Genomic DNA, 11581 nt, shown 5'->3' on the forward strand with positions numbered 1-11581 from the left:
AGAGGACCTCTATGCCCTTGCGCCTTGCGCTGCTGTTGCTGGTTGCCAGTCTCACGATTGGCTGTGTTTCATCGGGTTATGACAGCCCTTTGCAAACCGGCAAGGGCCGTAGTGAGGCGCGTGCTGCTTATGTGCAGTTGGGCTTGGGCTACTTGCAGCAAGGGATGACCGAGCAGGCCAAGGTTCCATTGAAGAAGGCTCTTGAGCTGGATAGCAACGATGCCGACGCCAACGCGGCATTGGCCCTGGTGTTTCAGGCCCAGGCCGAACCTGAGTTAGCCGCCCAGTATTTCCAGAAGGCCCTGGCTTCACGTCCTGCCGATCCACGCTTGCTGAATAATTACGGCAGCTTTTTGTTTCAGCAGAAACGTTATGATCTGGCGTCCGATTATTTCCAGCAGGCTGCGGCTGATACCCTTTACCCTGAGCGCTCGCGGGTTTTCGAGAACCTTGGGGTGACTTCAATGCTTCTCGGCCAGCGCGACACCGCCCGTCAGCAACTTGAAAAAGCCTTGCACCTGAACCGACACCAGCCACGAGCATTGCTCGAAATGGCTGAGTTGTCCTTCGAAGACAGGCATTATGTGCCGGCACGTGACTATTACGAGCGTTTTAGCCTGCTCAGCGGGCAAAATGCACGTAGTCTATTGCTCGGTGTGCGCTTGGCGACGGTTCATGAAGAACGCGACAAGGCCGCACGTTTTGGCCAGCAATTAGAACGACTCTATCCCGGTACGCCGGAATATCAGCAATACCTGTCGGAGCAATGATGAAAGCGGCGCACCCGGAAGTTGTAGCAGCTAATCGCATAAACCCAGGCGAGACCTTGCGTCAGGCCCGCGAAAGTAATGGTTGGTCGCTGGCAGAAGTGGCCCTCAAGCTCAATTTGACCACCACTTCATTGGGCAACCTGGAAACCGGCGCGTTCGACAAGCTGCCAGGGCATACCTTTGCCCGGGGCTATATCCGCGCCTATGCCAAATTGCTGGGTATTGATCAGACCGTTCTGGTCCAGGAATTCGACCAGTTCACCGGTACCGACTCCCAAGGCAGCAATGTCCATGGCCTGGGCCACATTGAAGAGCCGGTAAGGGTTTCCCACACTATTTTGCGAATCGTCAGCCTGTTGCTGCTGATCGCTGTAATCGGTGGTGGCTTTGTCTGGTGGCAGGACCAGACGTCCTTGCGCTCCAAGGACCTGGTCAGCAACGCCATGGAACATGTCGAAGTCGAAAGTGCCGACGGTACCACCCAGATTCATCCGCTGGACGAGCCGGAAGACCAGGCCGTTGCCCAGGCCCAAACGACGCCTGAAGCCCAGGCTAATCCGGAGCTGCAAGCGGGTCAGCCGGCTGCCCAGGCCAGTGTTGATCCGGCCGCGACGGCGGTTGCGCCAGCTCCGGCTGTGCCTGCAACGCCAACGGCCCCGGTTCATGCCCCGGCAACTCCAGTCCAGGCCCCAGCCACAACGGCTCCGGTCGCGCCGGTTACACCGACAGTCGCCGCGCCTACAGCTCCTGCGCTTATCGCGGGCGATGGACGTGTACAGATTACTTACGTCGCTGACTGCTGGACGCAAGTCACCGATGGCAATGGCAAAGTGCTGTTTAGCGGTTTGAAGCGTAAAGGAGATACGCTTGACCAAGGCGGCAAGCCTCCTTTGACGCTGCGTCTGGGCTTTGCCCGTGGCGCGCAAGTGGCCTACAACGGCCAGGCTGTGGACGTGGCGCCGTTCACCAGTGGCGAGACTGCTCGCCTGAAGTTGGGACAATAGTCATGCACGGCGAATCTCCAATCAAACGTCGCGTATCGCGCAAAATTTGGGTCGGCTCGGTGCCGGTGGGTGGCGATGCCCCTATCGCGGTGCAGAGCATGACCAACAGCGACACCAACGATGTTGCGGCCACCGTCGCCCAGATTAACCGCCTGGAAGCGGCCGGCGTCGATATTGTTCGGATTTCCGTTCCGGACATGGATGCTGCCGAAGCCTTCGGCCGCATCAAGCAGTTGGTCAAGGTGCCGCTGGTGGCCGACATTCACTTCGACTACAAGATCGCCTTGCGCGTGGCGGAGCTGGGCGTCGATTGCCTGCGGATCAACCCGGGCAATATCGGTCGCGAAGACCGGGTGCGCGCCGTGGTGGATGCTGCCCGTGATCGCGGGATCCCGATTCGCATCGGCGTCAACGCCGGTTCCCTGGAAAAAGACCTGCAAAAGAAATACGGCGAGCCGACTCCGGCGGCGCTGGTTGAGTCTGCGCTGCGCCATGTTGAACACCTCGAACGCCTGAATTTCCAGGACTTCAAGGTCAGTGTAAAGGCCTCCGACGTGTTCATGGCAGTAGAAGCCTACCGTTTGTTGGCCAAGGAAATCGTCCAGCCGCTGCACTTGGGTATCACTGAAGCCGGTGGTTTACGCTCAGGCACAGTGAAATCTGCGGTGGGTCTCGGTATGCTGCTGGCCGACGGGATTGGCGATACTATTCGCATCTCCCTGGCGGCAGACCCGGTAGAGGAAGTGAAAGTCGGTTACGACATTCTCAAATCCCTGCATTTGCGCTCCCGTGGCATCAACTTCATTGCCTGCCCGAGCTGCTCGCGGCAGAACTTCGACGTGGTGAAAACCATGAACGAACTGGAAGTTCGCCTGGAAGACCTGCTGGTGCCGCTGGATGTTGCGGTAATCGGTTGTGTGGTTAACGGGCCGGGTGAGGCCAAAGAGGCTCATGTGGGCCTGACCGGCGGTACGCCGAACCTGATTTATATCGACGGCAAGCCGTCGCAGAAATTGACGAATGACAATCTGGTGGATGAGCTGGAACGGTTGATCCGCCAGAAAGCGGCCGAAAAGGTCGAAGCTGACGCTGCGGTTATCGCGCGCGGCTGATCGAACGAATTTAAGGATTTGATGTGAGCAAGTCTCTGCAAGCCATTCGTGGCATGAACGACATCCTGCCTGAGCAGACGCCCCTGTGGCGTTATTTCGAGGCGACTGTCGCGCGCCTGCTGGATAACTACGGTTACAAGCAGATCCGCACGCCGATCGTCGAGTTCACCGAGCTGTTCAAGCGCTCGATCGGTGAAGTGACCGACATCGTCGAAAAAGAGATGTACACCTTTGAAGACCGCAACGGCGACTCCCTGACCCTGCGTCCGGAAGGTACTGCCGCGTGCGTGCGCGCTGTGCTGGAACATGGCATCACCGGTGGTGGCCAGACCCAGAAAATGTGGTACATCGGCCCGATGTACCGCCACGAGCGTCCACAGAAAGGCCGTTATCGCCAGTTCCACCAGATCGGTTGCGAAGTGTTCAACCTGGACGGTCCGGATATTGATGCCGAGCTGATTGTGCTGACTTGGCGCCTGTGGGGCCAGTTGGGCATCCGCGACGCCGTCAAGCTTGAACTCAACAGCCTGGGCACCAGCGAATCCCGGGGCCGCTACCGCGAAGCCCTGGTGGAGTTCCTGTCGGCCCACCTGGACAAACTGGATGAAGACAGCCAGCGCCGTCTGAAAACCAACCCGTTGCGGGTCCTGGACACCAAGAACGCCGATACCCAGGCTGTGTTGGTAGATGCGCCAAAAATGGCCGACTACCTGGACGACGAATCACGCACGCACTTTGAGGGCCTCAAGGCTCGCCTGGATGCGGCCGGTATTCCTTACGTCATCAACCCGAAACTGGTACGTGGCCTGGATTACTACAGCAAGACCGTATTCGAGTGGGTCACCGACAAGCTCGGCGCCCAGGGCACCGTGTGTGCGGGTGGTCGTTACGACGGCCTGGTCGAGCAGATGGGCGGCAAGCCGACCACTGGCGTGGGTTTCGCCATGGGTATCGAGCGACTGATCCTGCTGCTGGAAACCCTGGAGCAAATCCCCGAAGAGATTTCCCGTCAGGTAGATGTTTACCTGTGTGCCTTTGGTGAGGCCGCCGAGCTGGCAGCCTTGACCTTGAGCGAGAAGGTCCGTGACCAAGTGCCTGACCTGCGCCTGCAGATCAATGCCGGTGCCGGTAGCTTCAAGAGCCAGTTCAAGAAGGCCGACAAGAGCGGTGCGTTGTATGCGCTGATCCTGGGCGATGACGAGTTGGCCCAGCAAGTGGTAGGTTTCAAACCCCTGCGTGGCCAGGGCGAACAACAAAGCATTGCCTTTGATGCGCTTGCTGCGCACTTGGCCACCTGCATCGTGCAGGGTTGAAGCTGTCAAACAGCCGATTTAGCGATTAAGGAGTATTGGGGTGTCGAGTACTGATGATGACCAGCTGGCCGAGTTGAAAGACTGGTGGCAGCGCAACGGCAAGCCCCTGGTCACTGGCGGCTTGCTGGCTTTAGTGGTGGTGTTCGGCTGGCAAGCCTGGCACAAGTATCAGGGCAACCAGTCTCAAGGTGCCTCGATTCTCTATCAGCAACTGTTGGAAACCACGCTGACGCCGGATGGCAAGCCTGATCCTGCCCAGGTGGCGGACCTGGCCGGCAAGCTGAAAAGTGAATTTGGTGGTAGCGCCTACGCCCAGTACGGCAGCCTGTTCGTCGCAAAAGTCGCGGTCGATACCGGCAAGCTGGATGACGCAGCTTCCGAGCTGAAAGCCATCACCGACAAGCCGGTCAACCCGACCTTGGGTGAAATCGCACGCCAGCGCCTGGCGCAGGTGCTGGCGGCACAGAACAAGCCTGACGATGCGCTGAAACTGCTCGACGGCGATGCTGACAAGGCATTCCTGGCTACTCGTGAAGAGCTCAAGGGCGACCTGTTGGTCCAATTGGGTCGTACCGACGAAGCCAATGCTGCGTACCAAAAAGCGAAGGCTGCGCTGTCTGATGAAGCAGCAGTCGGTGGTTTACAAATCAAGCTCGACGACCTGGCCAAAGGGGATGCATGACGTGATCCGTTGGAAACATGCAGCATTGCTGGCTCTGGCCGTTTTGGCCGCGGGTTGCAGCAGCAACAGCAAAAAAGAACTGCCTCCTGCCGAGCTGACCAGCTTCAAGGAAGAAGTGGTCCTGCAAAAGCAGTGGAGCCGCTCCGTCGGTGACGGTCAGGGCGACCTCTACAACCTGTTGGTGCCGGCAATCGACGGTGACAGCATTGTGGCCGCTGACTCCACTGGCGTCGTGATGTCCATGGACCGCATGAACGGCGACGTCAAGTGGAAGAAAGACCTCGACGTACCGGTATCCGGTGCCATTGGTGTGGGTTACGGCCTGGTGATGCTGGGTACGCTGAAAGGCGAAATCATTGCGCTGGACTCGATCAACGGTGAAGAGAAATGGCGCGCTCGCGTGACCAGTGAAGTGCTCGCACCGCCGGCCAACAACGGCGATGTCGTTGTTGTGCAGACTCAGGATGACCGTGTGATCGGCCTCGATGCCGCCACCGGCACCCAGCGTTGGTTGTACGACAGCACCCCGGCAGTTCTGACCTTGCGCGGTACCAGCGGTCCGATTGTGACCAATAACCTGGCCGTGGCAGGCTTGTCGACCGGTAAAGTGGTCGGCTTGAATATCCAGAACGGCGTGCCGGCCTGGGAAACCCGAGTAGCGATTCCACAGGGTCGTTCGGAACTGGATCGCGTGGTGGACATCGACGGTGGCTTGCTGCTGTCGGGTGAAACCGTTTATGTCGCGACTTACCAGGGCCGTGTGGCTGCACTGGACCTGCAAAGCGGCCGGATCAACTGGCAGCGTGATGCATCCAGCTACGCCGGTGTCGCCCAAGGGTTTGGCAGCGTCTATGTCAGCTTGGCGTCCGGCACTGTTGAAAGTGTCGACGAACGTTCCACCACCGCACTGTGGAGCAACGACTCCCTGGCGCGCCGTCAGCTGTCGGCACCTGAAGTGTTCTCCAGCTACGTAGCGGTAGGCGACTTTGAAGGTTACCTGCATCTGCTGAGCCAGGTAGACGGTCGTTTTGTCGGCCGCGAACGTATTGACAGCGACGGCCTGCGTTCTCGTCCGCTGGTGGTAGGTAATATGCTTTACGTGTTTGGTAACAGTGGCAAGCTGGAAGCCCTGACCATCAAGTAAAGAACTATGCTTGGGGTAACCCCCAGGCGGCCCTGCTTTGGCAGGGCATGCGGCACCTTCGGGTGCTGCCCCGAGCACCAGCCGCTGCCTTGCAGCGGCTTTTGTATTTTCTGAAATAACGAAGTGGAGAGCCGCATGGTTCCCGTAATCGCCCTGGTGGGCCGACCCAATGTCGGCAAGTCCACCTTGTTCAACCGCCTGACCAGGACTCGCGACGCCATCGTCGGCGACTTGTCCGGTCTGACCCGTGATCGCCAATACGGTGAGGCAAAGTGGCAAGGGCGCTCCTACATTCTTGTCGACACCGGCGGTATCTCCGGTGACGAGCATGGCATGGACGAAAAGATGGCCGAGCAGTCGTTGCTCGCCATTGAAGAAGCCGATGTCGTGTTGTTCCTGGTGGATGCCCGTGCGGGCTACACCGCTGCTGACCAGATGATTGGCGAGCACTTGCGTAAGCGCAACAAGCGTTCCTACGTGGTGGCCAACAAGATCGACAACATCGATCCGGAACTGGCCCGCGCCGAATTCAGCCCGATGGGCCTGGGCGATGCGATCCCGATCGCCGGTGCCCACGGTCGTGGCATCACTCAGATGCTGGAAATCTGCCTGCGTGACTTCCCTCGGGATGACATCGAGGAAGAAGAGGGCGAAGGCGAGATCGTTGCCGAAGGTGAGGAAGCCAAGCGCATTCCTGGCCCGAGCGAAAAAGACGGTATCAAGATCGCTATCATCGGCCGGCCGAACGTTGGCAAGTCGACTCTGGTCAACCGCATGCTCGGTGAAGACCGGGTTATCGTCTATGACCAGCCCGGTACCACCCGCGACAGTATCTACATCCCGTTTGAACGTAACGACGAGAAGTACACGCTGATCGACACCGCTGGTGTGCGCAAGCGCGGCAAGATCCACGAGGAAGTTGAAAAGTTCTCGGTGGTGAAAACCCTCCAGGCGATCAAAGACGCCAACGTGGTGATCTTCGTCATGGACGCCCGCGAAGGCGTGGTCGACCACGACCTGAACTTGCTGGGCTTTGCCCTGGAAGCGGGTCGGGCACTGGTGATCGCGATCAACAAGTGGGACGGCATGACGCCGAGCGAGCGCGACTTCGTCAAGATCGAGCTGCAGCGTCGCCTGTTCTTCGTCGAGTTCGCCGATATTCACTTTATCTCGGCACTGCACGGCACTGGCGTGGGCAACCTCTACGCCTCGGTGCAGAACTCGTTCAAGTCCGCAGTAACCCGCTGGCCGACCAACCGTCTGACCCAGATCCTCGAAGACGCCGTAGGCGAGCACGCACCGCCGATGGTTAACAACCGTCGGATCAAACTGCGTTACGCCCACTTGGGTGGTGCCAACCCGCCGATTATCGTGATTCACGGTAACCAGATCGAGAAGGTGCCGAAGTCCTACGTCCGCTACCTGGAAAATACTTACCGCCGTGTCTTGAAACTGGTCGGTACGCCGATCCGCATCGAGTTCAAAGGTGGCGAGAACCCATACGAGGGCAACAAGAACAGCCTCACCGATCGCCAGGTAAACAAGAAGCGTCGGATGATGACTCACCACAAGAAGGCCGATAAGAAGCGTCGTGACAAACGCTGATCCTGATCGGTCAAAAGGGCGCCTCTGGCGCCCTTTTTCATGCCCGCCGTATGGGCTATCCTCGGGGCTTCCCGTGCCGCCGTAGAGCCGGGTGTTCAGCAGGGACTTACCGATGATCACCAGCAAGCTGCCGAATGTCGGCACCACCATTTTCACCACCATGTCGCAACTCGCCGCCCAAACCGGCGCGCTCAACCTGTCCCAGGGCTTTCCCGATTTCAATGGGCCTCAAGGTTTGCTCGACGCGGTGGGCAAGCATATCGCCCTCGGCCATAACCAATACGCACCCATGACCGGCTTGCCGGTGCTGCGCGAGCAAGTGTCGGCCAAGATTGCTCGCAGCTATGGTGCCACGGTGAATGCCGACACCGAAGTGACCATCACCCCGGGTGCCACCGAGGCGATTTTCTGCGCGATCCAGGCGGTAATCCGCAGCGGCGATGAAGTCATCGTCTTCGATCCCGCTTACGACAGCTATGAACCCTCGGTAGAGCTGGCGGGCGGTCGCTGCGTACATGTGCAACTGGGCCTGGATGACTTCGCCCTGGATTTCGAGCAGATCAAGGCCGTGCTGTCACCGCGTACCCGCATGATCATTCTCAACAGCCCGCACAACCCCACTGGTGCCCTGATCAGCCGTGCCGAACTGGATCAGTTGGCTGAGTTGATTCGTGGCCGCGATATTTATCTGGTCAGCGATGAGGTCTACGAACACCTGGTATTCGATGGCGTGCCTCACGTCAGTGTGTTGGCCCATGAGGAGCTGTATCAGCGCGCCTTCGTGGTCAGCTCCTTCGGCAAGACCTACCACGTCACCGGTTGGAAAACCGGCTACGTGGTCGCGCCACCGGCCCTCAGCGCCGAATTGCGCAAGGTGCATCAATATGTCAGCTTCTGTGGTGTGACCCCATTGCAGTACGCTTTGGCGGACTTCATGGCCGAACACCCGGAACATGTCGAGGAGTTGCCAGCGTTCTATCAGGCCAAGCGCGACCTGTTTTGCGACCTGCTGGCGCCTTCGCGTTTCAGCTTTACCCGGGTGACCGGTACTTACTTCCAATTGGTGGATTACTCACAGATTCGCCCGGACCTGGATGACGTCGCCATGTCACTGTGGATGACCCGCGAACACGGCGTGGCGACGATTCCGGTCTCGGTGTTCTACCAGAACCCGCCGCAAGGCCAGCGCCTGGTGCGTCTGTGCTTTGCCAAACGCGAGGAGACGCTGCGCCAAGCAGCAGAAAAGCTATGCGTGATCTGAGTGCACTGCCCAACCTGAATATCGCCTTGGTGCAGACCACCCTGGTGTGGCATGACCGCCAGGCCAACCTTGAGCATTTCGAACTGCTGTTGGAGCAGGCCCAAGGCGCTGACCTGATTGTCCTGCCGGAGATGTTCACCACCGGCTTCTCGATGGAATCGCACACCCTCGCGGAGCCGGAGCACGGCCCGACCCATGATTGGCTCCGCGCCCAGGCGAAAAAATACAATGCGGTCATCACCGGTAGCGTGATCATCCAGGCGGCCGATGGCAGCCATCGCAACCGTTTGTTGTGGGCGCGGCCGGACGGCGAAGTGTGGCACTACGACAAACGCCATCTGTTTCGGATGGCCGGTGAACACGATCACTACACCCCCGGCGAACGCCAGGTGCAGTTCGAGCTCAAGGGGTGGAGGGTCCGCCCGTTGATCTGCTACGACCTGCGCTTCCCGGTGTGGAGCCGCGATGCCCAGGACACTGACCTGCTGCTGTATACCGCTAACTGGCCGGGAGCGCGGCGTCAGCACTGGAACCGCCTGCTGCCGGCACGGGCCATCGAAAACCTGTGCTACGTGGCAGCGGTGAACCGTGTGGGGACAGACGGCAAGGGCTTTGCCTACACCGGCGACAGCCAGGTCCTGGATTTCCAGGGTGAGAGCCTGTTGAGCGCGGGGGAGGCGGATGGGGTGTTTCAGGTGTGCCTGGATGCGGCGGAGTTGGCGGCCTACCGCGCGCGCTTTCCGGCGAACCTGGATGCTGATACTTTCGAGTTCATCTGACGGATTTTCGTTGCCTGATAGATTGCTTTCGACTTGCTCGCGAAGGGGCCATCACAGGCACCATATTTTTAGAGCCCAACAAAAAGGCCCCTGGGTTCTCACCCAGGGGCCTTTTGCATTTCAGCGGCAGGTTACGCCGCTTTAGCTTCCAACTGACTCAGGGAGCGGTTCAGCGCGCTGAACACGGCCTTGAAGCTGGCTGTGGTGATGTTTTCATCAATGCCCACGCCGTGCACCGGACGCTCACCGTTGACCCGCAGTTCAATGTAGGCCGCTGCCTTGGCATTGGTCCCTGCACCGATGGCGTGTTCGTTGTAGTCCATGATCTCGACACCGATCGGCAGGCCGGCCACCAGCGCTTCCAGGGCGCCGTTACCCTTGCCATGCCAGCGCAGGTTGGTCTCGCCCTGGCCTTTGCCGGAGACTTCGACTTCCACCGAGCTGTTGCCGTTCTCTTCCTGCAAGCGATGGCTGACCAGCGCGTACGGGGTGTTGGCTTGCAGGTATTCACGCTGCAACAACGCATGAATCTGCGAAGCGGTCATCTCCAGGCCTACACGGTCGGTTTCGGCTTGCACCACTTGGCTGAATTCGATCTGCATACGACGCGGCAAGCTGATGCCGTATTCCTGTTCCAGCAGGTAAGCGATCCCGCCTTTGCCCGACTGGCTGTTGACGCGGATCACCGCCTCATAGCTGCGGCCGATGTCGGCCGGGTCGATCGGCAAATACGGTACTTCCCACAGAGCGTCGGATTTCTGCTGGGTAAAGCCCTTGCGGATCGCATCCTGGTGGGAGCCAGAGAAGGCGGTGTGAACCAGATCACCGACATACGGGTGACGTGGGTGCACCGGAATCTGGTTGCACTCTTCGACGACTTTACGTACGCCGTCGATGTCGGAGAAGTCCAGCTCAGGGTTCACACCCTGGGTGTAGAGGTTCAGCGCGACGGTGACCAGGTCGACGTTACCGGTACGTTCGCCGTTGCCGAACAGGCAACCTTCGACACGGTCGGCACCGGCCATCAAACCCAGTTCGGTGGCGGCCACGCCGGTGCCACGATCGTTGTGGGTGTGCAGGCTGATGATCACGCTGTCACGACGGTTGATATGACGACCGAACCATTCGATCTGGTCGGCATAGATATTCGGTGTGGCGCATTCGACGGTAGCCGGCAGGTTGAGGATCACCTTGTGCTCGGGCGTCGGGTTCCAGACCTCGATCACGGCGTCACAGACTTCCTTGGCGAACTCCAGCTCGGTGGCGCTGAAGGTTTCCGGCGAGTACTCGAAGGTCCACTGGGTTTCCGGTTGCTGGGCGGCGTATTTGACGAACAGCTTGGCAGCATTGACCGCGATGGCCTTGATCCCGTCCTTGTCCTGGTTGAAGACAATACGGCGGAACGACGGCGAAGTGGCGTTGTACAAGTGAACGATGGCTTTCTTCGCCCCGCGCAGGGATTCGAAGGTGCGGGCGATCAAGTCTTCACGGCCCTGGGTCAGCACCTGAATGGTGGTGTCCTCGGGGATGTGGTTGTCTTCAATCAGGGTGCGCACGAAGTCAAAGTCGGTTTGCGAAGCGGCTGGGAACGAGGCCTCGATTTCTTTCACGCCGACCGACACCAGGGTTTTCCAGAAGCGCAGCTTTTTCACCGCGTCCATCGGTTCGATCAGCGACTGGTTGCCGTCGCGCAAGTCGGAACTGCACCAGATCGGCGCGGCGGTGATGGTCTTCGACGGCCAGGTACGGTCCGGGATATCAATGGTCGGGAACGCGCGGTATTTCGAAGACGGGTCTTTGAGCATGCTCATCAGAAGAATCCTTGTTGTAGGGCCGAGAAGAGGCGGCCTGCCGGAAAGCGTTTATTAGGGATACTGCTATTGGATAAAACAGGGGGACGAGGCAGATCGA

Annotated in this window: 10 protein-coding genes; 9 read left to right on the top strand and 1 reads right to left on the bottom strand. The window is 59.2% G+C overall.

Annotated elements, in window-relative coordinates:
* Positions 1-11: 11 nt before the first annotated feature.
* The 9 genes from pilW to J7E41_RS16985 all read left to right on the top strand — a co-directional run bounded on the left by pilW (position 12) and on the right by J7E41_RS16985 (position 9670).
* On the top strand, positions 12-770 hold the full coding sequence (gene pilW / locus J7E41_RS16945; RefSeq protein ID WP_214994497.1) for a type IV pilus biogenesis/stability protein PilW: 759 nt from the start codon (positions 12-14) through the stop codon (positions 768-770).
* Complete coding sequence (locus tag J7E41_RS16950; protein WP_214994499.1) at positions 770-1774, top strand: RodZ domain-containing protein; 1005 nt, start codon at positions 770-772, stop codon at positions 1772-1774. The genes pilW and J7E41_RS16950 overlap by 1 nt, the downstream gene beginning before the upstream one ends.
* Before the next feature lie 2 nt (positions 1775-1776).
* Positions 1777-2886: a flavodoxin-dependent (E)-4-hydroxy-3-methylbut-2-enyl-diphosphate synthase gene (gene ispG, locus J7E41_RS16955; RefSeq protein ID WP_155581716.1), complete on the top strand. Its 1110-nt coding sequence runs from the start codon at positions 1777-1779 to the stop codon at positions 2884-2886.
* Between the two features lie 23 nt (positions 2887-2909).
* Positions 2910-4199: a histidine--tRNA ligase gene (gene hisS, locus J7E41_RS16960; protein WP_214994501.1), complete on the top strand. Its 1290-nt coding sequence runs from the start codon at positions 2910-2912 to the stop codon at positions 4197-4199.
* A 40-nt stretch (positions 4200-4239) separates the two neighbouring features.
* Entirely contained in the window at positions 4240-4881 is a 642-nt protein-coding gene (locus J7E41_RS16965) for a YfgM family protein (protein ID WP_169353095.1), read from the top strand.
* Positions 4874-6025 carry an outer membrane protein assembly factor BamB gene (bamB, locus tag J7E41_RS16970; protein ID WP_214994503.1) on the top strand — a complete coding sequence of 384 codons (1152 nt, stop codon included), beginning with the start codon at positions 4874-4876 and terminating at the stop codon, positions 6023-6025. Before J7E41_RS16965 ends, bamB begins: the two co-directional genes overlap by 8 nt.
* Before the next feature lie 135 nt (positions 6026-6160).
* Entirely contained in the window at positions 6161-7630 is a 1470-nt protein-coding gene (gene der, locus J7E41_RS16975; RefSeq protein ID WP_214994505.1) for a ribosome biogenesis GTPase Der, read from the top strand.
* 112 nt (positions 7631-7742) lie between these two features.
* Positions 7743-8891 carry a pyridoxal phosphate-dependent aminotransferase gene (locus J7E41_RS16980; RefSeq protein WP_214994507.1) on the top strand — a complete coding sequence of 383 codons (1149 nt, stop codon included), beginning with the start codon at positions 7743-7745 and terminating at the stop codon, positions 8889-8891.
* Positions 8879-9670, top strand: coding sequence for an amidohydrolase (locus J7E41_RS16985; RefSeq protein WP_214994509.1), 792 nt, complete (start codon positions 8879-8881; stop codon positions 9668-9670). The genes J7E41_RS16980 and J7E41_RS16985 overlap by 13 nt, the downstream gene beginning before the upstream one ends.
* Before the next feature lie 131 nt (positions 9671-9801).
* Here the strand turns inward: J7E41_RS16985 and leuA are convergent, their stop codons facing one another.
* Positions 9802-11481 carry a 2-isopropylmalate synthase gene (leuA, locus tag J7E41_RS16990; RefSeq protein ID WP_214994511.1) on the bottom strand — a complete coding sequence of 560 codons (1680 nt, stop codon included), beginning with the start codon at positions 11479-11481 and terminating at the stop codon, positions 9802-9804.
* Positions 11482-11581 lie beyond the last annotated feature (100 nt).

It is taken from the genome of Pseudomonas fluorescens (assembly GCF_018614655.1).
Lineage (GTDB): Bacteria > Pseudomonadota > Gammaproteobacteria > Pseudomonadales > Pseudomonadaceae > Aquipseudomonas > Aquipseudomonas fluorescens_BX.